The sequence below is a fragment of the Methylobacterium sp. AC315 genome, assembly GCF_979253755.1.
In genome coordinates this window covers 321,929-342,332 of sequence record NZ_CEEDEA010000006.1, presented here as the reverse complement: position 1 = coordinate 342,332, position 20,404 = coordinate 321,929, and the positions used below count along the sequence as shown (strand labels likewise).

Genomic DNA, 20,404 nt, shown 5'->3' with positions numbered 1-20,404 from the left:
CCCCCTGCCCCGCCGGTACCGCCACCGGTCCCGCCACCGCCGGTACCGCCGCCGCCGGTACCGCCGCCGCCGGCGATTCCGCCGACGGTGCCGAGGTACAGTCCGGTTCCGAGCAGGCCCTGACCGGGGCCGGTGGTCCCGACCAGCAGGCCGGTCCCGAGGACGCCGCCGCTGGTGCTGCCGACATTCAGGCCCGTGCCGAGGACGCCGGTTCCGGGGTTGGTTGTGCCGACGGTCACGCCGGTCCCGAGAACACCGCCGCCGGTGCTGCCGACATTCAGGCCCGTGCCGAGGACGCCGGTGCCCGGATTGGTGGTGCCGACGGTCACGCCGGTCCCGAGAACACCGCCGCCGGCGGTGCCGACATTCAGGCCGGTGCCGAGGATGCCGGTGCCGGGATTCGTGGTGCCGACCGTTATTCCGGTTCCCAGGATACCGCCTCCGGTTGTATCAAGGGTCCCACGGAGAAGTTGCGCCTGCGCCGGGGCGACGACCGGGAGGGCGAGCAGGGTGCCGGCCAGAAGGGGGGCGATGCGCCCGGACGTCCGGCGCAGGGCGGCATTCGATGTCCGCGGCCCAGCCGGGACGTCGGTCGAGTTACGCATCTCAGACTCCATTGCTGCGCGGCCCGGTCGCTTCCACCCCGATCCTGAAGTCCGGTGGGCGCTAGGCTGGTACCGGCACACCTTCTGGTAGAATGCTTAACACCAACTTTCGGTTGTATTTGTATTCGCCACTTCGCGTTTGACGCGGTATCCGCCGTCTCGAGGCGGCTGAGACGCCGCGCGCCTCAGAAAATCCGCCTTTCCGCGACCATATCCGCCCCAGACGGGGGTATGCTGGCCAAGCGAGCGCTGGCCGCAGGGATTGGACGCGTGATGGACGGGCGGGACAGGACCATCTTCGTGGCGGGGCACCGCGGGATGGTGGGATCGGCGATCGTGCGCCGGCTGCGGGAGCTAGGCTACGGGCGCATCCTCACGGCGGACCGGCAGGCCCTCGACCTGCTCGACCAGGCCGCGGTCCGGTCGTTCTTCGCCCAGAACCGGATCGACATGGTCTACCTCGCCGCCGCCAAGGTCGGCGGCATCCACGCCAACAACACCTACCCGGCCGAGTTCATCCACGAGAACCTGCTGATCCAGGCGAACCTGATCCACGCCGCGCACGTGGCCGACGTCGACCGGCTGCTGTTCCTGGGCTCGTCCTGCATCTACCCGAAGCACGCCGAGCAGCCGATGCGCGAGGACGCGCTGCTGACCGGGATCCTCGAGCCGACCAACGAGCCCTACGCGATCGCCAAGATCGCCGGGATCAAGATGTGCGAGAGCTACAACCGCCAGTACGGGCGCCGCTACCGCAGCGTGATGCCGACCAACCTGTATGGGCAAAACGACAACTTCCATCCGCAGAACGCGCACGTGCTGCCGGCGCTGATGCGCCGCCTGCACGAGGCCAAGCAGGCGGGCAGCGCGTCCGTCACGGTCTGGGGCACCGGCCGAGCGATGCGCGAGTTCCTGCACGTGGACGACATGGCGCGCGCCAGCGTGTTCGTGATGGAGCTGGACGATGCGGTCTACGCCGCCAACACCCGGCCGGACCTGTCGCACATCAACGTCGGCACCGGCGAGGATTGCACCATCCGCGAACTGGCCGAGGCGCTGGCCCGGGTGATCGGCTACGCGGGCCGCCTGGAGTTCGATGCGACAAAACCCGACGGGACGCCGCGCAAGCTCATGGATGTCTCGCGCCTGCGCGCCATGGGCTGGCAGCCGGAGATCGGCCTCGAAAGAGGTCTCCAGCAGACCTACGGGTGGTTCCTGGAGAATCACGCCACGCTGCGCGGCTGACGCGCGGACGCATCACGAAACCGCATCCGACCGGGTGGGAGAACCAGCATGGCCCAACGGGCCCCCGACGACATCGAGCAGGCTCGGCGCCGCACGTTCCTCCGCGACTTCCACACTTTCGATTCGAATATCCGTTTCCCGGCACCCTATACCCAGTTCGCCGGCAAGCCGCTGGCGTCCGCGGCAGGCCAGAACTGGCGCTACGACGCGCTGGGCTACCGGAACGACATGCACGCGGAGCCACGCTCGCTCACGGAGACGCTGCGCGTGTTCGTGGTCGGCGACAGCACCCTGATCGACGGCCAGGTCTTCGCCGACACCATCCCGGGCCGATTGGAGACCGGGCTGAAGCGCCTGCACGGCGACGGGGCCCGGGTCTACAATTTCGGCGCGACGTCCGCCTGCCTGAATCAGATGATCGCACTGATCACGACGCGGCTGATGGACCTTCAGCCCGATGTGATCTTCGTGATCGGCGGCGCCACCGACGTCTTCCAACCCTGGAGCTTCGATCCGCGCGCCGGCTACCCGTACAATCACTTCGCCAACGAGTGCCTGTACGACTACTTCTTCAACACGACGAAGTCCGGCGCGGACGCCGAGGACCTGAGCTACGACAGCCTGCAGGCGTTGATCTTCGGCCGGCTCGACAACCTTCGCGCGCTGACCAACTGGCAATCCGACATTTGGGAATGGGAGGTCGTCCGTCAGTTCGAGTTGGCGCTGAAGCGCCTCGCCCGGCTGTCCGGGGGCATCGGCGCGCCGGTGCGGTTCCTCCTGCAGCCGGCGATCGTGCGCAAGACCGAGCGAGTCGGCGACGAGCAGAACACCGCGTCGGCTGAGTTCTTGGGATATCTCGACCGTCAATACACCCGGATCGAGCAGGTTCTGGGCCGGCTCGACGCCGATGGCCTCACGCAAGGGCCTTTCACGACCCGAGACCTCAGCCGGATCTTCGAGTCCGATACGCGCGCCCTGTTCACCGACATCGTCCATGTCGGCTCGGAGGGCCGGCAGGCGATCGCCGACCGCCTGGCCGCCGAGGTCGCGGAGGTGCTCGGCCGCCCCGTGGAGGCGTAGGCGTTGGTCGCGCCGATCGTATTCATCGGGGACTCGATCACCGAAGCCTGGGGCTTCCACCGGGCCGAGACCTTCGCGGCCCACGACCTGGTTCCCCGGGGCGGGTCCGGCCAGACGGCGCGCTGGATCACCATGCGGTTCCGCCGCGACCTGGAGGAGACCGGCGCCCGGGGCGTCCACCTCCTCTGCGGCGTCAACGATATTGGGCGCAACGAGGGGTTCTTCGTTCCCGCCGACGAGATCGCCCGGACGCTGGCCGGCATGCTCGACGAGGCCCGGGCCATGGGCGTGTCGGCCTGGGTCGGCTCGATCATGCCGGCCGCCCGGATCCCGTGGAACCCCACGGTCCCGGACGCACCGGCGATGATCGCCGCCGTGAATGCCTGGCTCCGCGAACACGCGCACGAGCACGGCGCGACCTTCATCGACTACCACGCGGTGCTGGCGGACGGATCCGGGGCGCTGCGCAGGGCCTACACCACCGACGGCCTCCATCTCAGCCCGGCAGGCTACAAGGCGATCGAGCCGCTGATGCTGTCGGCTTTGGGGCGAGCGCCTGCGGGGGATACGGTTCAGGCTTTCAGCGGCACGAAGCCACGCTCATTCGGTGGGGCGCGCCTCGTAGCGATTGCTGCCGCGGTTGCCATCGTGGTCACCGGCGCGGCCCTCGTGCTCGCGCTGCGCTGATTGGAACGCTCTTTCGATCGCGCGCCTGTCGGTTCCGGAATCGCTCAAGCTTCAGGCCCTTCATCCCGGGGCCGCGAAGCGGAGCCCGGGATTCACAATCGCCGACCGGTCAAGGTCCTGCCCCGACCGCCGCTCCGCGTTCCGGGTTCGCCTGCGGCGCCCAGGAATGTCAGTGCGCGTGATGCGGAGGCCGTTCCCGTCGGGATCGTCCGGCCAACCGCAAAACATCACACCCGCCGCACCGCCCCGTGCGCCGCGCTGGTGGTCAGCATCGCGTAGGCGCGAAGCGCCGTGGTGACCTTGCGCTTGCGCGGGCTCGCCGGCTGCCAGCCGGCGGCGTCCTGCTCGGCACGGCGCCGCTCCAACTCGGCGGGTTCGACGACGAGGTCGATGGAGCGGGCCGGGATGTCGATGGCGATGGTGTCGCCGTCGCGCACCAGGCCGATCAGGCCGCCCTCGGCCGCCTCCGGGGAGACGTGGCCGATCGACAGGCCGGACGACCCCCCCGAAAAGCGGCCGTCGGTGACCAGCGCGCAGGCTTTGCCGAGGCCCTTCGATTTCAGGTAGCTCGTGGGGTAGAGCATCTCCTGCATGCCGGGGCCGCCGCGCGGGCCCTCGTAGCGGATCAGCACGACCTCCCCGGCCGTGACCTTGCCGTTGAGGATCCCGTCCACCGCGGCGTCCTGGCTCTCGAACACCCGGGCGGTCCCCGTGAAGGTCAGGATCGAGGCGTCGACGCCCGCCGTCTTCACGATGCAGCCCTGCTCGGCGAGGTTTCCGTAGAGCACCGCCAGGCCGCCATCCCGCGAATAGGCATGGGCGGCCTCGCGGATCACCCCGCCCTCCCGGTCGAGGTCGAGTTCGTCGAAGCGGGATTCCTGGCTGAACGCCACCTGGGTCGGCACGCCCCCGGGGGCTGCGCGGTAGAAGCTCTGGACCGAGGCGCTGGGCGTACCGCGGACATCCCAGCGGGCCAGCGCCGCGCCGAGGGTCCCGGCGGCGACGTTGCCGACCTCGGTTTCGATCAGCCCCGCCCGATCGAGCTCGCCCAGGATGGCCATGATCCCGCCGGCCCGGTGCACGTCCTCCATGTGGACGTTGGCCACCGCCGGGGCGACCTTGCACAGGACCGGCACCCGCCGCGACAGCCGGTCGATATCGGCCATGGTGAACGGCACCTCGCCCTCGTGGGCGGCGGCCAGCAGGTGGAGCACCGTGTTGGTCGAGCCGCCCATGGCGATGTCCAGGGTCATGGCATTCTCGAACGCCGTGACGCTCGCCACCGCGCGGGGCAGCACGCTCGCGTCGTCCTGCTCGTAGTGGCGGCGGGCGAGGTCCACGATCAGGTGGCCGGCCTCCACGAACAGCCGCTTGCGGTCGGCATGGGTCGCCAGCACGGAGCCGTTGCCCGGCAGCGCCAGACCCAGCGCCTCGGTCAGGCAGTTCATCGAGTTGGCCGTGAACATGCCCGAGCAGGAGCCGCAGGTCGGGCAGGCCGAACGCTCGATCACCGCGACATCCTCGTCCGAGATCCGGTCGTCGGCCGCCGCGATCATCGCGTCGACCAGATCGACCTTCTTGGCGATGCCGGGCAGCTGGACCTTGCCGGCCTCCATCGGACCGCCCGAGACGAACACCGTCGGGATGTTGAGCCGCAGGCAGGCCATGAGCATGCCGGGAGTGATCTTGTCGCAATTCGAGATGCATACCATCGCGTCCGCGCAGTGCGCGTTGACCATGTACTCGACGGAATCGGCGATCAGCTCCCGGGACGGCAGCGAGTAGAGCATGCCGTCGTGGCCCATCGCGATGCCGTCATCGACCGCGATGGTGTTGAACTCCTTGGCGACGCCGCCGGCCTTCTCGATCTCCCGGGCGACCAGCTGGCCGAGATCCTTGAGGTGGACGTGGCCGGGCACGAACTGGGTGAACGAGTTCACGACGGCGATGATCGGCTTGCCGAAATCGCCGTCCTTCATGCCGGTGGCGCGCCAGAGGCCGCGGGCGCCGGCCATGTTGCGGCCATGTGTGGTGGTGCGGGAACGATAGACGGGCATCGCGCGGTTCAATCGGTTCGGAAGCGGATCTCTCAAAGGTAGGGGCTTCTGCGCCCGCCGACGCGTCGCTGCAAGCGTCGCCGAACCGGTCGCCACCGTGTCATGCTCCCGGCGGATACCGGGACGCGAGAGAGGCGAATCGTACGATGGACCGAGTGGATTTCCTGCGGCGGGCCATCGACCAGGGCCAGGGCCGGACCGAGGCCGACCTCGTGCTCAAGGGCGGGCGCTTCCTCGATCTCGTCACCGGCGACCTCGTCGCCTCCGATATCGCGATCTGCGGCGACCGGATCGTCGGCACCTTCGGCAGCTATCGCGGCCGCCGCAAGATCGATATCGCCGGCAAGGTCGTGGTGCCGGGCTTCATCGATACGCATTTCCACGTCGAATCCTCGCTGATGCCGCCGCAGGAATTCGAGCGCTGCGTCCTGCCCCATGGCGTCACGACCGGCTTGTGCGACCCGCACGAGATGGCGAACGTGCTGGGAACCGAGGCGTTCGCGTGGTTCCTGGCCTCGTCCGACACCCTGGCGATGGACCTGCGGGTCCAGCTCTCGTCCTGCGTGCCGGCCACCGACCACCTCGAGACCTCGGGCGCCCGGATCGGGGTGGCCGACCTGCTGCCCTTCGCGGGCCATCCCAAGGTGATCGGGCTCGCCGAATTCATGAATTTCCCGGGCGTGCTTGCCGCGGACCCGGGCGTGCTGGAAAAGCTCGCGGCGTTCCAGGGCCGGCTGATCGACGGCCACGCGCCGCTGCTGCGCGGGAGCGCGCTCAACGGCTACATCGCAGCCGGCATCCGCACCGAGCACGAGGCGACCACGCCCGAAGAGGCGATGGAAAAACTGTCCAAGGGCATGACCGTGCTGATCCGCGAGGGCTCGGTCTCCAAGGACCTGCACGCCCTGGCGCCGATCCTCACCGAGCGCACGGCACCGTTCCTGGCCTTCTGCACGGACGACCGGAACCCCCTCGACATCGCCGAAGAGGGCCACCTCGACTACGTCATCCGCACCGCGATCGCGCTGGGCGCACCGCCGCTGGCGGCCTACCGGGCGGCGTCCTGGTCGGCGGCCCGGGCGTTGGGGCTGCACGACCGCGGGCTGGTGGCGCCGGGCCAGCGAGCCGACCTCGTCGTCCTCGACGATTTCCTCGACTGTCGCGTCGCCCGGGTCTTCAGCGCCGGGCGACTGGTGGAGGACGCGCTGTTCGCCGACCGGCCCGCGATCCAGCCGATCGGCCGGAACAGCCTGCGGGCCCGCCGGGTGACGGCGGCGGATTTCGCGGCCCCCGGTTCCGGGCCATCGACGCCGGTGATCGGCGTGGTGCCGGGCAAGCTCATCACCCTGCGGCACGACCTGTCGCTGCCCTACCATGCGGGTGAGCGCCGGATCGACCTGGATCAGGACGTCATCAAGGTCGCGGTGGTGGAGCGCCACGGGAAGACGCCGCCGGGGCAGCGGGGCATCGGCGTGGCGTTCGTGAAGGGCTTCGGCCTGAAGCGCGGCGCGATCGCATCCTCGGTCGGGCACGACAGCCACAACGTCACGGTGGTCGGCGCCGACGATGCCGACATGGCCGCGGCGGTGAACCGGCTCGGCGAGATCGAGGGCGGGTTCGTCGTGGTCGAGGGCGGCCGGGTGCTCGCCGAGATCGCCCTGCCGGTCGCCGGCTTGATGAGCCTGCTCCCGTTCGATGGGATCGGTGCCGCGCTGATGACCCTGCGGGCGGCGGCGCGTGGCCTCGGCGTCGTCCTGCCCGAGCCGTTCCTGCAGGTCGCGTTCCTGCCGCTGCCCGTGATCCCGCACCTGAAGATCACCGACAAGGGCCTAGTGGATGTCGACCGTTTCGCGTTGATCGATCCGTGAAATAGATTGCGCGCAATCTATCTCGGGATTATATGCGGGCTGTGCCGGCCCTATATGCCGATTCCCTTCCTGTTCCTGGAGATCGCACCATGTCCGTAGACGTGAAGTACCGCACCACTGCGACCGCCACCGGAGGCCGCGACGGCGCCGCCAAGACCACCGACGGCAGCTTCGAGGTGAAGCTCGCGACCCCGAAGGAGCTCGGCGGCGCGGGCGGTCCGGGCGCGAATCCCGAGCAGCTTTTCGCCTCCGGCTACTCGGCCTGCTTCCTGGGCGCCATGAAGGCGGTCGCCCCCTCGCTGAAGCTCAAGGTTCCGGCCGAGACCACCGTCACCGCCGATGTCGGCATCGGCCCCCGCTCCGAGGGCGGCTTCGGGATCACCGCCGACCTGACGATCAGCCTGCCGGGCCTCGACCGCGCCGAAGCGCAGAAGCTCGTGGACGCGGCCCACCAGGTCTGCCCGTACTCGAACGCCACCCGCGGCAACGTCGATGTCGGCCTGAAGCTCGCCTGAGCCGGGTCGTCCCATCCACCTCATTCCGGGGCGCGCAAAGCCTGCGTCTCGAAGGAGCCCTCCTCCGGGGGCGCCGCCGCTCCGGGGTGGGGTCGCGGGTGGGGTCTCTATCGAGTTGGTCGTGCCCCCACCGGTATGGCGAGCACGGCGAAGCTTTTGGGACGTGCCCTCGTTTCACGTCGCGCGTGACCCTGGGCCGCCTCGCTGCGCTCACGAGGCCGGCAAAGTTTGATCTCCGGAACCGGAATGATCGAGCCGGCTCTCAGGCCGCCTGCGCACGCATGCAGACGCGGTCCGCCTCGTCCAACGTGACGCCCTCGAACGTCTCTCCGTTCCGCCGTCCGCACACGCGAACGATCTGGTTGGCCGTCAACGGCGAGACGCCGCGATGCGTGAAGGTGCGCGGCACCGCGCCGAGCAGCATCGCGGCGAGGTTCATCAGCAGCGTCGCCTGGATCGGGCCGTGGACCACCAGGTCGGCATAGCCCTCGACGCGCGTGGCGTAGGGCTGGTCGTAGTGGAAGCGATGGCCGTTGAAGGTCATGGCCGAGTAGCGGAACAGCAGCGTCGGCGTCGCCGGCACGGCCCAGACCTGCTCGTAGGCGGCCGCGTCGTCGCGTTCGGCCGTGGCCCCGGTGCCGGTCTGCGCGCCGGCCGCCTCCCGGTAGACGATGTCCTGCCGCTCGCGGATCGCCACGCCGCTTGCCGTGGCGAGCGCGTGCTCGACCGTCACGAAGCACAGCCGGCCGCTGCGCCCCTCCTTGAACGCCATGTCGCGCACGGTCTCGGTCCGGGTGACCAGATCGCCCTCGCGCAGCTCGGCCAGCGTCTCGACCTGCCCGCCGGCCCACATCCGCCGCGGCAGGGGCACCGGCGGCAGGAACCCGCCCTTGGCGGCGTGACCGTCCGGGCCGAGGGCGTCGGCGGGCGGTGTCTCGGGGGCGAGGCACCAGTGCAGGGCCGGCGGCGCCGCCCCGTCCGGAACCGGGGCGAGATGCGGCGTGAAGGTCGCGCGGAACTCGGCGCGCAGCCGCGGCGTGACGAGATCCGAGGTCTCGCGGGTGCGGCCGATCCAGGCTTCGAGGTCGGTCATGTCAGTACGCGCGCGGCAGGCCGAGCACGTGCTCGGACAGGTAGGCGAGGATCAGGTTCGTGGAGATCGGCGCGACCTGGTAGAGACGCGTCTCGCGGAACTTGCGCTCGATATCGTATTCCTCCGCGAATCCGAACCCGCCATGGGTCTGCATGCAGGCGTTGGCGGCCTCGAACGCGGCGTCGGCGGCCAGCATCTTGGCCATGTTGGCCTCCGCGCCCGGATTGGTCCCGGATTCGTAGAGGCTCAGCGCCTCGCGGACCATCAGCTCCGCCGCCCGCATGTTGGCGTAGGCTTTCGCGATCGGGAACTGCACGCCCTGGTTGGCGCCGATCGGCCGGCCGAACACCGAGCGGTCCACCGCGTAGGTCTTGGCCCGGTCGATGAACCACTTGGCGTCGCCGACGCATTCGGCGGCGATCAGGATGCGCTCGGCATTCATGCCGGACAGGATGTACCGGAAGCCTTTTCCTTCTTCGCCGATCAGGTTGACGGCCGGGACGCGGAGGTTGTCGAAGAAGACCTCCGTGGTGGCGTGGTTCATCATGGTGCGGATCGGCCGGATGGTCAGGCCGTGGCCGACCGCCTCCCGCATGTCGACGAGCAGCACCGACAGGCCGTCGGTGCGCTTCATGCCCTCGGTGCGCGGGGTGGTCCGCACCAGGAGCAGCATCAGGTCCGAGTGCTCGGCCCGGCTGGTCCAGATCTTCTGGCCGTTGACGACGTAGTGGTCGCCCTCGCGCCGGGCGGTGGTCTTCAGGCTGCCGGTATCGGTGCCCGATGTCGGCTCGGTGACCCCGAAGGCCTGAAGGCGCAGGCGGCCTTCAGCGATCGCCGGCAGGTAGGCGGCCTTCTGCGCCTCCGAGCCGTACCGGAGCAGCGTGCCCATCGTGTACATCTGCGCATGGCAGGCGCCGCCGTTGCAGCCGGCCCGCTGGACCTCCTCCAGGATCGCGGCGGCGGCGGAGAGCGGCAGGCCGGAGCCGCCGTACTCCTCCGGGATCAACACCGACAGGTAGCCGCTCTCGGTGAGGGCGGTCACGAACGCGGTCGGGTAGGCCATCTCCCGGTCGAGCGCCCGCCAATACGGCCCGGGAAACCCGGCGCAGAGCTTGGCGACCGCCTCGCGGATCTCGGTATAGGCTTCCATCGTGCGCCTCAGGCTGTCCGGCCGCCATCGACCGGCATGTCGATCCCGGTGATGAACGCGGCCTCGTCGGAGGCCAAAAACAGGGCCGCGGCGGCGATGTCTTCGGCCCGCGACATCCGCCCGAGGGGGATCGTCGCAATGAACCTCTCGCGGTTCTCCGGGGTGTCGGGCACCCCCATGAAATGCTCGAGCAGCGCGGTCGCGCCCATCACCGGACACAGGGCGTTCACCCGGATCTTCCAGGGGGCCAATTCCAGCGCCAGCGATTTTGAGGCGAGGCTCGCCGCCCCCTTGGAGGCGTTGTACCAGGTCAGGCCGGGACGCGGCCGGAGCGCCGCCGTCGAGCTGACGTTGAGGATCACGCCTCCGTCCCGGTCGCGCATCAGCGGGGCGATTGTCCGGACGTAGTGAAAGATCGACTTCACGTTCACCCGGAACACGCGGTCGAACTCGTCCTCGGTGACCTCCAGCAGCGGCTTGTTGCGGTGGGTGGTGCCGGCGTTGTTGACCAGGATGTGGGGGATGCCGAACCGTTCGCGGGTCTCGGCGACGCTGGCCTCGACATCGGCCGCCGCCCCGACATCGGCGGCGATCGCGATGGCGTTCGCCCCGATCCCGGCCGTGACCCGCTTCGCCGCCGCCCGGTCGATATCCACGCAGGCGACGCGCGCGCCCTCGGCGGCGAAGCGCTCGGCGATGCCCGCGCCGAACCCACTCCCGGCCCCCGTCACGATCGCGATCTTGCCGTCGAGCCTCATTGTTTCCTCCCGAACTGTAGTCCGTCTCTGGCTGATGACTGTTTTATTACTGCGCGACAAACCTGCTTTCGTACTTCCATCCACTTCGCGATCGGCTTTGCAATCCGTACGACTTGGGCGGCCGAATAAAGCTCTCCGTCATTCCGGGGCGCCGCAGGCGAGCCCGGAATCTAGATTCTCCGCCGGCGCAGAACCTCGCCCGACCTGTGTTTCTGGATCCCGGGCTCCGTTGCGCGGCTCCGGGATGACGAGGCGGATGTTCGGACGTCATCGCATCACCTTGGCCGACGAGCGTGGATCGTCCTCGAACGCGACTGCGCGCCACTCACCGCTCAACCCCGAACTCACGCCGGATCCGTTCGCTGTGCTCGCCGATATCCGGCACCCGCCCGAGCGCGCGGACTTCGCCGTCGATCAGCACGGGGGGCGCGACGAGGCGGGCCGGGCCCGCCGGGGTCTCGACCTCGGCGCGGACCAGGGCGGGGTGGGTGGCGAGGTCGGCCAGGGTGTTGACGAAGCCGTAGGCGGTGCCGGCAGCCTTGAGCCGGGTGGCGGCCGCGTCGCGGCTCAACCGGACCAGGATTGCGGCGATGCGCAGATCCACGGCGGCGCGGTTCGCCACGCGGGCGTTGTTTGAAGCATAGCCCTCGGCGCGGGCGAGGTCCGGCTCGCCCAATACGCCTTCGCAGAAGCGAGCCCATTCCCGCTCGTTCTGGATCGAGATGAGCACCAGGCTGCCGTCGGCCGTCGGGTAGGCGCCGTAGGGCGAGATCGTGGGATGGGCGAGGCCGACGCGCTGCGGCTCCCGGTCGGTGCCCTCGAAGTAGAGCAGCGGCACGGTCATCCAGTCGGCCGCGCCGCTGAACAGGCTGACCTCCAGGGCGCAGCCCACGTCGGAGATGGAGCGGGCGATCAGCGCCTCCAGAACCGCGGCATGGGCGTCCATCCCGCAGGCGATGTCGCAGACCGAGACGCCGACGCGGCCCGGACCGGCCGGATGCCCGGTGATGCCGGCCATGCCGCTCTCGGCCTGCACCAGCAGGTCGTAGGCCTTCATGTCGCTGTAGGCGTGGCCGGCGCCGTAGCCGCTGATGTCCACCGTGATCAGGCGCGGATAGCGTGCCCGCAACTCCGCCGCGCCGAACCCCGCCCGGGCCGCGGCCCCGGGGGCGAGGTTCTGCACGAACACGTCGGCGTCTTCCAGGATGGCGTGCAACAGCCGGACATCGTCCGGATCCTTGATATCGGCGACCAGGCTCTCCTTGCCGCGATTCAGCCAGACGAAGTAGCTCGCCAGCCCGTTGACGGCGGAATCGTAGCCGCGGGCGAAATCCCCCTCGGGCCGCTCGATCTTGATCACCCGGGCGCCGGCATCGGCCAGCCGCGACGTGCAGTACGGTGCCGCGACGGCCTGTTCCAGGGCGAGGATTGTCAGCCCTTTCAGCGGCCGGTTCGGGTTCATCCGCAGCCTTCGCGTTCCATCAGGCCCCGCGGGGCCGCCGCCGGGGGATCTGGGTCGGCGCCCGCGTGCGCCAAGCGGGACGGGGTGACACCGACGCGGTGACGTGACCGGCGATGTGCGCCCTGCGCAGGATCGCTCAGCTCACTCCGCGGCCCGCAGGGTCTGCGCCTCGTGGCCGTCCCGGCCGGGCTCGGCGAGCATCGCGTCGACTGCCTCGGGCCTGTCGCGGAACGAGAACCGGTGCGCCAGCCGGTCGAGGTAGACGTAGATGACCGGCGTGGTGAACAGGGTCAGGATCTGGCTCACGGCCAGCCCGCCGACCATGGCGTAGCCCAGCGGCTGCCGGATCTCGGAGCCGGTGCCGGTGGCGAGCATCAGCGGGATGCCGCCCAGCAGCGCCGCCATGGTGGTCATCAGGATCGGGCGGAACCGCAGCAGGGCCGCCTTCCGGATCGCCGCCTCGGCACTCAGGCCCTCCTCGCGCTCGGCCACGATGGCGAAGTCGATCAGCATGATGCCGTTCTTCTTCACGATGCCGATGAGGAGGATGATGCCGATCAGCGCGATCAGGCTGAAGTCGAACCCCGCCCACATCAGCACCGCCAGGGCGCCCACGCCGGCGGACGGCAGGGTCGAGAGGATCGTGAGCGGGTGGATGAAGCTCTCGTACAGGATGCCGAGGATCAGGTAGACCACGAACAAAGCCGCCAGGATCAGCAGCGGCACCGTCGACAGCGATTGCTGGAACGCCTGCGCGGTGCCCTGGAAGCCGGTGACCACGGTGGGCGGCACCTGCAGATCGCGCATCGCCTGCCCGATCGCCCCGGTCGCCTGCCCGAGCGCGACGTCGGGGGCGAGGTTGAAGCTGATCGTCACCGCAGGGAACTGGCCCTGGTGGTTGACCGCGAGCGGCGCCACGGGCTCGGTCGTCCAGTGGGCGAAGGCCGCGAGCGGCACCTGCCCCCCTCCGATCGGCGCCTTGATGTAGATCTTGTCGAGGCTCTCGACGCTGCCCTGGAGGGCCGGCAGCACCTCCAGGATCACATGGTAGCTGTTGAGCTGCGTGAAGTACTGCGCGATCTGCCGTTGGCCGAACGCGTCGTACAGCGTGTCGTCGATGAGCTGAGGCGTGATGCCGTAGCGGGAGGCGGCGTCGCGGTCGATTGCCAGGGTCAGGGTGGTGCCGCGGTTCTGCTGGTCGGTGGCGACGTCGCGCAGCTCCGGCAGCGTCTTCATCCTGTCCAGGATGCGTGGCGCCCACGTGTTCAACTCGGCGAGATCCGGGTCCTGCAGGGTGTACTCGAACTGCGTCCGGGAGGTCCGGCCGCCGGTGCGCACGTCCTGGGTGGCCTGGATGTAGGTGCGGATCCCCTCGACCCGCTCCAGCTTCGGCCGCAGGCGGCCGATGATCTGGAACGCGTTGGCCTCGCGCTCCTCGCGGGGCTTGAGCGTGATGTACATCCGCCCCGAATTCAGCGCCTGGCCGTTGCCGCCGAGCGACATGCCCACCGTCGCCACGTCCGGATCGGCCTGGACGATGGCGCCGACCTTCTCCTGCAGCGTCTTCATCACCGAGAACGAGATGTCCTGCCCGGCCTCGGTGACGCCGATCATGAAGCCGGTGTCCTGCTGCGGGAAGAAGCCCTTCGGAATGACGATGAACAAGTGGATCGTCAGAGCCAGCGTCGCGAAGAAGGTCAGCAGCGTGACGAACCGGAAGCGCAGGGCGAGGTCGAGGCCCTTCGCGTAGGACGACAACAGCCCGTCGAACACCGCCTCGCTCGCCCGGTAGAGGCGGCCGTGGTGCCCGGTGCCGTGGGGCTTCAGGAGCCGCGCCGCCATCATGGGCGTCAGCGTCAGGGACACGAAGGCCGAGACCGCGATGGTCATCGACAGGACGACGGCGAATTCCCGGAACAGGCGGCCGATGATGCCGCCCATCAGCAGCAGCGGGATCAGCACCGCGATCAGCGAGACCGAGATGGAGACGATGGTGAAGCCGATCTCGCCCGCGCCCTTGAACGCGGCCTCCATGGGCCGCATCCCCTCCTCGACGTAGCGGCTGATGTTCTCCAGCACCACGATGGCGTCGTCGACCACGAAGCCGACCGAGATGGTCAGCGCCATCAGGGACAGGTTGTCGAGCGTATAGCCGGCGAGCCACATCAGCGCGCAGGCGCCGAGCAGGGCGAGCGGCACGGTCACGCTCGGGATCACGGTCGCCCAGAAGCTGCGCAGGAACACGAAGATCACCCCGACCACCAACACGATGGTGATCAGCAGCGTGAACTGCACGTCCTCCACGGAGGCCCGGATCGTCTGCGTGCGGTCGCTGAGGATGCCGATCTTGATGCCGGCCGGCAGGGTCGCGGTCAGGCGCGGCAACTGCGCCTTGATGCTGTCCACCGTGTCGATGACGTTGGCGCCCGGCTGCTTGAAGACTACCAGGAACACGCCGCGCTGGCCGTTGGTCCAGCCGGCCTGCTTGGTATCCTCGGGGCCGGCGACCGCGGTTCCGATGTCCCGCACCCGCAACGGGGCGCCGTCCCGGTAGGCGACGATCACGTCGTTCCAGTTCTGCGCCGTGGTGAGCTGGTCGTTGGCGTAGATCGTGTAGCTGTGACTCGTTCCGTCGATGCTGCCCTTCGGGTTGTTCACCGTGGTGAGCGAGAGGGGCGCGCGGATATCTTCCAGCGACAGGCCCTTGGCGACGAGCTTGGCCGGATCGACCTGGATCCGCACTGCGGGCTTCTGCTGGCCGCCGATGAACACCTGCGCGACGCCCGAGATCTGGCTGATGCGCTGGGCGAGCTGCACGTCCACCGCGTCGTCCACGTCGATCAGCGGCATGCTGTCGGAGGTGGCCGAGAGCAGCAGGATCGGCGAATCGGCCGGGTTCACCTTGCGGTAGGTCGGTGGGCTCGGCAGGCTCTTCGGCAGCTGCCCGCTCGCCGCGTTGATCGCCGCCTGGATATCGCTGGCGGCACCGTCGATGTTGCGGTTGAGGTCGAACTGGACCGTGACCGTCGAGATGCCCAGCGAGCTGGTCGAGGTCATCTGGGCGACGCCCGGGATCTGCGAGAATTGCCGCTCCAGCGGCTGCGCCACCGAGGAGGCCATGGTCTCCGGGCTGGCGCCGGGCAATTGCGCGGTGACCTGGATCGTCGGGAAATCCACCTGCGGCAGGGGCGCGACGCCGAGCAGCGGGTAGGCCACCATCCCGAGGAACAGGATGCCGACCATGATCAGCGTGGTCGCCACCGGGAAGCGGATGAACGGCGCCGAGATGCCAGCTTTCATCGCAGACCCTCTTGCGGCATGGCCGTCGCCCCGTCCGACCCGGACCCGATCACGGCTTGGCCTCGGCCGACCGGATTGCGGCGCCCGTCTCCGCCTGCGCGGTGTGGGCCGCGTGGGGATCGGCCACGAGGCTGCCGTCCTGCACCTTGTACTGCCCGGCGGTGATCACCCGCTCGCCCGGCTTGATGTCACCGCCCAGAACCTGCGTCCGGCCGGAATCGGAGCGCCCCGCCTTCAGCGTGCGCTGATGCGCGTGGTTGGATTCGTCGATCACGAAGGCGAACAGGCCGTCCGGGCCGTGCTGGACGGCATCGTCCGGTACCGTCGTGGCGGCCGCCACCGTGCCGACCCGCATCCGGGTCGAGACCGACAGGCCGGGCCAGAGGGCGTGGTTCTGGTTCTGGAACACGGCCTTCAGGCGGATCGTGCCGGTCGCGGTGTCGACCTGGTTGTTGAACAAGGCTAGCTTGCCGTCCGCCAGCTTGGTCAGCCCGTCCGTGGTCCGCGCCTCCACCGGCACCTCGCCGGCGCGCAGGGCTGCCACGATCGCGGGCAACTGGTCCTCGGGCGCCGTGAACACCACGAAGATCGGCTCGACCTGGGTGATGGTGACGATCGCCGACTGTCCCGCGGCGTTGACGATGTTGCCGATGTCGACCTGCCGAAAGCCGGTCACGCCGTCGATTGGCGCCCGGATCGTCGCGTAGCCGAGCTGCGTGGTGGCGTTGTCGATGGAGGCCTGATCGGAGGCGACCTGCGCGGTCAACTGGGCGACCAGGGCGGTCTGCGTCTCGGTCTGCTGGCGCGACGCGTAGGCGCCCAGTCCCGTGTAGCGGACGAGGTCCGCCTTGGCGTTGTTGAGGTTGGCGGTGTCCTGGTCCTTCTTGGCCTTCGCCTGGTCCAGGGTCGCCTGGTAGGGGCGCGGGTCGATCTGGACCAGGATGTCGCCCTTGTGGACATTCTGGCCCTCGCGGAACGCGACCTGATTGATCTCGCCGTCGACCCGGGTGCGCACCTGAACGGTGTTGTAGGCCTGGACCGTGCCCAGGCCGTTCAGCACCAGCGCGAACGGACCCTGCTCGACCATCCCGGCCGTCACCGGAACGGCGATCGGGGCGGCCGCCTTCGCCTTGGCGACGGGCCGCTGGGTCGTGCGCACGTACCCGTAGGCCCCGCCGCCCAGCACCGCCACGGCCACGATCGTCGTCACCAAACCGCGGGACCGCCGCGGCTTCCGCTCACCTGTCATCGGCCGCAGCCCCCTCCGCCGTGTAACGCGACAGCCTCGTCCGATCGGGTCGTGCCGCGATGGCTGTCCTCATCGCGCGACATGCCGGATTGGGCCTTGCGTGATCGGGCCGCGAAGCCCGCGGCGATCCCGCGACGCCGCCGCAAAACTCCGCGATGCGCCTCGAAAGAATATTGCATTCCCTAGCATACAATCGTCACGGCGACATTAGGGCGAGGCGGCGCTCGTCGTGTCCGTGCCGGACCGATTGCGCCCGTGACAACAGCCCCGCAGATGAGCCAGAAAGCCGGTTCGACGACGCGCTGGAATGCGCGCCGGCCGGATCGCGAAGCCAGGAGACCGGGACGCCGCATGGCCGAGACGCTGGAATTGGATGGCCTGACCGAGTTGCGGGCGGCGCTGATCGAGGAGCGGCAGACCATCGCCGCATCCGTACGCAAGCTGCGCGACGCGCGCCGGCAGAAGGGCACCTTCGTGCTCGGCGACGGCGCGGCCGCAGGTCCGCGGCTTGTGGACGTGCAGCACCAGATCGACGTCGTCGATTCCATCATCGCCACGCTGACGAAGGTCTGAGCAAGGTCCGGTCCGTCGTGCCGAAGGCACGAGGCCGCGCTGGCCGGACAGGTGGCACCTTTGCGTGTCCGTTGTGTTTCCAGGATGTGGCGAAGCTGGCGTCCCGGCCGGCAACCGGTCGATCGCGACCCGCTCATAGCGGCGGTGGCCCGATCCGCCGGGACGCGCTGAGGTTCGACGACGTCCGTCGAACCGCCCCCTGCCTGGAGCCGACAAAGCATTCGGCGGTTCGACGTGTCGTCCAACCCATGCAATCCGCCGTGCGGGCGTGGAAGTCTCAGATCCAGCGGCCTCGCGATGTGCCTGGCGACAGCTCAGCCGTCCGTAAAACCTGCCGGCCGTGACGAACTGCGCCGGTTGTACAGGCGGTGCCTGTATTTGAGGCTGGACCGCGGAAGGTTTGTGCTGTTACCGGACCGCACCTCAAGGCGCGGGATGCCACGACATGGACGCGTTCGATCAGCGCGAGACCGAGACCGACGCAGCGGTCGAGCTTGAGCACATGGCCGAGGCGGCGGCGCTCTGGGCTGCCATCCGGGCCGACCTTCGATCGCGTGACGAGCGCACCGCACGGCTGCGCGCCATGCGCCTCATCGACGGCGACGACACGGTCGTCTGACCCGTCAGGCCTCACCGGCCTCCGGGTGAGCCGGCAGGCGGGACGCGAGGGCGAACCCCACCGCCATGGCCATGGCCTCGGCCTGCGCGATCAATGCCGCGTCTCCGCTTTCGCGGGCGGCCTGAACCAGACCCACCGCATGTTGCCCGAGCCGGCGATCGATGGCGTCGTAGTTCTTGGGGCTCTGCGGTGCGGCGCGTCCGTGGGGATCGGAACCGGTCATTGGCGTGCCGAAGGATTCAGTGGGGTTGGTACGGGCCTGAACGGCGCGGACGCCGCGACCCAGGCTTGCGTGTCCATGACATCCGCGAAGGCGCGCATCACCGCGCTGATCGAGCGGTGCACATCGTGGGCCGCGATGCCTTCGAGATCGTGGCTGGCCGAAGCGTCGGACAGGAACGTCACCTCCTGCCCGCGATGGAAGCCATCGATCGCCGTGGCGAGACAGGCGGCCTCGCCGGCGAAACCCGCGATCACCAATTGCACGCCGCCGCGCTCCATCGCGTCGGCGAAGGCCGGGCTGGCGTAGCAGGACGGCCGGTCCCGGTCGAAGACCATGTCGCACCCGTGAGGCTCGAACCCCTCGATCCAGCGGGCGAACCGCGAGCCGGCCTGGAAGAGAGGAGCCCCGATCCAGCGCACGTAGGCGATCGGGATGCCGCTGTCCCGGGCATGATCGAGGGCCAGCCGGCACTTCTCCAGCGCCGGGGCGATGCCCGGAAGGGCCAGCGGGCGGCCGGCGACCTCGTATTCCTGCTGCATGTCGACCAGGACCAGCACAGGCACGCTGCTCGGCCGCCGGTACAGCGCCGGATTCACGTGGCGGGTCATTGCGACACCGGCCCGTCGACGGAGGGCCGCGTCACCGCCCTGGCGCGCGACCGGTCCAGCGCGCCCGCCTTGTGCCACCGGCCCTCGGGGCGGATGATCACGTAGGGATCGACGCCGATCCCGATCGCCTCCGGGTGCGGCTCCGCCTCCAGCAGCATCTCGACATAGTCGAAATCCGAGAACACGAGTTCCTGCGCGCCCTCGAAGACCCGGAAGCCGAACCGGCTCCAGAATCCGACGAGGCGCTTCTGTGCGTGGCCGTAGAGCCGGCGATACCCCTTGACCCGGGCCAGCTCGATCCCGGCCCGGACCAGCGCGAAGGCCATGCGGGTGTTGCGGTATTCCGCCCGGACGGCCAGCCGCTCGATCTTGGCGAAGTCGGCGAAGAAGCGGATGCGCAGGCAGCCGGCCGGCTCGTCGCCGACATAGCCGATCAGGTGGGTGGCCGAGAGGTCGTTGCCGTCGAACTCCTCCTCGTACGGGCAGGCCTGCTCGGCCATGTAGACGGCGGCCCGCAGGGCGACGACCCGGGCGAGATCCTCGAAGCTGCGCGCCACGGCGACGCTGACGCCGCTGAGGCCGGGCCTGTGGCTGTCGTAGGGCGGCGAGATCTCTGGGACCGGCGTGCGCGCGAAATGATGGAGGTGTCCGTTCGCTCCCCCGCCCCTGGCGAAGCCCAGGGTGGTGAGCAGGTCGGCGCCCTCGGGCGTCGCCGCGCGGGCGTAGAAATCGACGCCCTGGTACAGGGGGCTCGACAGGCGGTCGAACACGAGGCCGACGCCGCCGGCGAGCCGACGACGCGCATACACGGCCCAGACGTAGATCGCGGCCGGACGCTCATGCTGCCCGGCCAGCATGGCGGAGGGCGGCTCGGCCGCATCGAACGTTCCCGCCTTCAAGGCCGCGAGCCCGGCGCCGTTCAGCATCAGGCAGGCCACGAAGCCCTCGCCGCGTGGGTCGGCGGCGTCGAACCGGTGTCGCTGGGCGATCGCGACGACGCTGTCGGGATTGATCGACAGCACCCGCTGCACCGTGGCGAGCGATGCCAGGTCGGGCAGGTCCACCCGCGCCGCCTCGATGAGCCGTCCGAGGTCGTCCGGAGTCGGCAGGAAGGCGACGAGGTGCCGGGCGACCCGCTCGACCCGCATCGCGCCGAGGTCATGGCGCGGCTCCGGGAGCAGCGGCGGAATGCTCAGTGGCGGCGGGTTCTGTGCCGCGAAACGGGGGTGAGCGACGTGCACCGTCATCGGATGACCTGTCATTCGGGAACGGATTGACGCTGCAGCACTTCGCATCTAGCGCAGTCGCTGTA

17 protein-coding genes and 1 pseudogene are annotated in these 20,404 nt (G+C 69.4%); 7 read left to right on the top strand and 11 right to left on the bottom strand.

Annotated elements, in window-relative coordinates; translation table 11 throughout:
* Positions 1 to 605: pseudogene (locus tag AC0IY0_RS13770) on the bottom strand (hypothetical protein); the annotation flags it as partial.
* 273 nt (positions 606 to 878) lie between these two features.
* On the opposite strand from AC0IY0_RS13770, the gene fcl reads away from it, so the two are divergent.
* From fcl to AC0IY0_RS13755, 3 genes are read left to right on the top strand one after another with little or no spacing between them, the layout of a single operon-like run.
* Positions 879 to 1,850, top strand: coding sequence for a GDP-L-fucose synthase (fcl, locus tag AC0IY0_RS13765; RefSeq protein WP_471764108.1), 972 nt, complete (start codon positions 879 to 881; stop codon positions 1,848 to 1,850).
* A gap of 48 nt (positions 1,851 to 1,898) precedes the next feature.
* Positions 1,899 to 2,930 (top strand): SGNH/GDSL hydrolase family protein, encoded by a 1,032-nt coding sequence (locus AC0IY0_RS13760; RefSeq protein WP_471764099.1) that lies wholly within the window; start codon positions 1,899 to 1,901, stop codon positions 2,928 to 2,930.
* A gap of 3 nt (positions 2,931 to 2,933) precedes the next feature.
* Positions 2,934 to 3,617: a GDSL-type esterase/lipase family protein gene (locus tag AC0IY0_RS13755; RefSeq protein ID WP_471764097.1), complete on the top strand. Its 684-nt coding sequence runs from the start codon at positions 2,934 to 2,936 to the stop codon at positions 3,615 to 3,617.
* 227 nt (positions 3,618 to 3,844) lie between these two features.
* On the opposite strand, the gene ilvD is transcribed toward AC0IY0_RS13755, so the two are convergent.
* Complete coding sequence (ilvD, locus tag AC0IY0_RS13750; protein WP_147910630.1) at positions 3,845 to 5,674, bottom strand: dihydroxy-acid dehydratase; 1,830 nt, start codon at positions 5,672 to 5,674, stop codon at positions 3,845 to 3,847.
* Between the two features lie 146 nt (positions 5,675 to 5,820).
* Here ilvD and ade point away from each other — a divergent pair, with 146 nt between their 5' ends.
* Both ade and AC0IY0_RS13740 read left to right on the top strand, forming a co-directional pair.
* Positions 5,821 to 7,542 (top strand): adenine deaminase, encoded by a 1,722-nt coding sequence (gene ade / locus AC0IY0_RS13745; RefSeq protein ID WP_471764095.1) that lies wholly within the window; start codon positions 5,821 to 5,823, stop codon positions 7,540 to 7,542.
* Between the two features lie 89 nt (positions 7,543 to 7,631).
* Positions 7,632 to 8,057 carry an organic hydroperoxide resistance protein gene (locus tag AC0IY0_RS13740; RefSeq protein WP_471764093.1) on the top strand — a complete coding sequence of 142 codons (426 nt, stop codon included), beginning with the start codon at positions 7,632 to 7,634 and terminating at the stop codon, positions 8,055 to 8,057.
* Between the two features lie 262 nt (positions 8,058 to 8,319).
* On the opposite strand, the gene AC0IY0_RS13735 is transcribed toward AC0IY0_RS13740, so the two are convergent.
* The 6 genes from AC0IY0_RS13735 to AC0IY0_RS13710 form a co-directional block, all read right to left on the bottom strand.
* Positions 8,320 to 9,150 carry an HTD2 family dehydratase gene (locus AC0IY0_RS13735; RefSeq protein WP_471764092.1) on the bottom strand — a complete coding sequence of 277 codons (831 nt, stop codon included), beginning with the start codon at positions 9,148 to 9,150 and terminating at the stop codon, positions 8,320 to 8,322.
* Position 9,151: 1 nt separating this feature from the next.
* Entirely contained in the window at positions 9,152 to 10,300 is a 1,149-nt protein-coding gene (locus tag AC0IY0_RS13730) for an acyl-CoA dehydrogenase family protein (protein ID WP_471764090.1), read from the bottom strand.
* An 8-nt stretch (positions 10,301 to 10,308) separates the two neighbouring features.
* Complete coding sequence (locus tag AC0IY0_RS13725) at positions 10,309 to 11,058, bottom strand: SDR family oxidoreductase (RefSeq protein ID WP_471764089.1); 750 nt, start codon at positions 11,056 to 11,058, stop codon at positions 10,309 to 10,311.
* Between the two features lie 325 nt (positions 11,059 to 11,383).
* Positions 11,384 to 12,520: a CaiB/BaiF CoA transferase family protein gene (locus AC0IY0_RS13720; protein WP_419830532.1), complete on the bottom strand. Its 1,137-nt coding sequence runs from the start codon at positions 12,518 to 12,520 to the stop codon at positions 11,384 to 11,386.
* A gap of 141 nt (positions 12,521 to 12,661) precedes the next feature.
* The gene (locus AC0IY0_RS13715; RefSeq protein ID WP_471764088.1) at positions 12,662 to 15,820 is read right to left on the bottom strand and encodes an efflux RND transporter permease subunit; all 3,159 of its coding nucleotides are present in this window, start codon (positions 15,818 to 15,820) and stop codon (positions 12,662 to 12,664) included.
* Between the two features lie 49 nt (positions 15,821 to 15,869).
* A complete protein-coding gene (locus AC0IY0_RS13710; protein WP_147906874.1) occupies positions 15,870 to 17,069 on the bottom strand; it encodes an efflux RND transporter periplasmic adaptor subunit in 1,200 nt (399 codons plus the stop codon).
* Positions 17,070 to 17,342: 273 nt separating this feature from the next.
* Here AC0IY0_RS13710 and AC0IY0_RS13705 point away from each other — a divergent pair, with 273 nt between their 5' ends.
* Both AC0IY0_RS13705 and AC0IY0_RS13700 read left to right on the top strand, forming a co-directional pair.
* Positions 17,343 to 17,642 (top strand): HOOK family protein, encoded by a 300-nt coding sequence (locus AC0IY0_RS13705; RefSeq protein ID WP_246692544.1) that lies wholly within the window; start codon positions 17,343 to 17,345, stop codon positions 17,640 to 17,642.
* Between the two features lie 445 nt (positions 17,643 to 18,087).
* Positions 18,088 to 18,261 (top strand): hypothetical protein, encoded by a 174-nt coding sequence (locus AC0IY0_RS13700; RefSeq protein WP_471764087.1) that lies wholly within the window; start codon positions 18,088 to 18,090, stop codon positions 18,259 to 18,261.
* Between the two features lie 4 nt (positions 18,262 to 18,265).
* Here AC0IY0_RS13700 and AC0IY0_RS13695 read toward each other — a convergent pair whose 3' ends face one another.
* Genes AC0IY0_RS13695 through AC0IY0_RS13685 form a run of 3 tightly spaced genes read right to left on the bottom strand, consistent with a single transcriptional unit; the run spans position 18,266 to position 20,339 of the window.
* The gene (locus AC0IY0_RS13695) at positions 18,266 to 18,484 is read right to left on the bottom strand and encodes a hypothetical protein (RefSeq protein WP_471764086.1); all 219 of its coding nucleotides are present in this window, start codon (positions 18,482 to 18,484) and stop codon (positions 18,266 to 18,268) included.
* Positions 18,481 to 19,092 carry a cysteine hydrolase family protein gene (locus AC0IY0_RS13690; RefSeq protein WP_471764085.1) on the bottom strand — a complete coding sequence of 204 codons (612 nt, stop codon included), beginning with the start codon at positions 19,090 to 19,092 and terminating at the stop codon, positions 18,481 to 18,483. Before AC0IY0_RS13690 ends, AC0IY0_RS13695 begins: the two co-directional genes overlap by 4 nt.
* Positions 19,089 to 20,339, bottom strand: a complete 1,251-nt coding sequence (locus AC0IY0_RS13685) for a GNAT family N-acetyltransferase (protein WP_471764083.1) — start codon at positions 20,337 to 20,339, stop codon at positions 19,089 to 19,091. The genes AC0IY0_RS13690 and AC0IY0_RS13685 overlap by 4 nt, the downstream gene beginning before the upstream one ends.
* Between the last annotated feature and the right edge of the window lie 65 nt (positions 20,340 to 20,404).

Bases quoted from the DNA above. Each gene is read 5' to 3' on its own strand.
- fcl (WP_471764108.1), top strand. From the start codon at position 879: ATGGACGGGCGGGACAGGACCATCTTCGTGGCGGGGCACCGCGGGATG.
- AC0IY0_RS13760 (WP_471764099.1), top strand. From the start codon at position 1,899: ATGGCCCAACGGGCCCCCGACGACATCGAGCAGGCTCGGCGCCGCACG.
- ilvD (WP_147910630.1), bottom strand. From the start codon at position 5,674: ATGCCCGTCTATCGTTCCCGCACCACCACACATGGCCGCAACATGGCC.
- ade (WP_471764095.1), top strand. From the start codon at position 5,821: ATGGACCGAGTGGATTTCCTGCGGCGGGCCATCGACCAGGGCCAGGGC.
- AC0IY0_RS13740 (WP_471764093.1), top strand. From the start codon at position 7,632: ATGTCCGTAGACGTGAAGTACCGCACCACTGCGACCGCCACCGGAGGC.
- AC0IY0_RS13735 (WP_471764092.1), bottom strand. From the start codon at position 9,150: ATGACCGACCTCGAAGCCTGGATCGGCCGCACCCGCGAGACCTCGGAT.
- AC0IY0_RS13730 (WP_471764090.1), bottom strand. From the start codon at position 10,300: ATGGAAGCCTATACCGAGATCCGCGAGGCGGTCGCCAAGCTCTGCGCC.
- AC0IY0_RS13725 (WP_471764089.1), bottom strand. From the start codon at position 11,058: ATGAGGCTCGACGGCAAGATCGCGATCGTGACGGGGGCCGGGAGTGGG.
- AC0IY0_RS13720 (WP_419830532.1), bottom strand. From the start codon at position 12,520: ATGAACCCGAACCGGCCGCTGAAAGGGCTGACAATCCTCGCCCTGGAA.
- AC0IY0_RS13715 (WP_471764088.1), bottom strand. From the start codon at position 15,820: ATGAAAGCTGGCATCTCGGCGCCGTTCATCCGCTTCCCGGTGGCGACC.
- AC0IY0_RS13710 (WP_147906874.1), bottom strand. From the start codon at position 17,069: ATGACAGGTGAGCGGAAGCCGCGGCGGTCCCGCGGTTTGGTGACGACG.
- AC0IY0_RS13705 (WP_246692544.1), top strand. From the start codon at position 17,343: ATGAGCCAGAAAGCCGGTTCGACGACGCGCTGGAATGCGCGCCGGCCG.
- AC0IY0_RS13700 (WP_471764087.1), top strand. From the start codon at position 18,088: ATGGACGCGTTCGATCAGCGCGAGACCGAGACCGACGCAGCGGTCGAG.
- AC0IY0_RS13695 (WP_471764086.1), bottom strand. From the start codon at position 18,484: ATGACCGGTTCCGATCCCCACGGACGCGCCGCACCGCAGAGCCCCAAG.
- AC0IY0_RS13690 (WP_471764085.1), bottom strand. From the start codon at position 19,092: ATGACCCGCCACGTGAATCCGGCGCTGTACCGGCGGCCGAGCAGCGTG.
- AC0IY0_RS13685 (WP_471764083.1), bottom strand. From the start codon at position 20,339: ATGACGGTGCACGTCGCTCACCCCCGTTTCGCGGCACAGAACCCGCCG.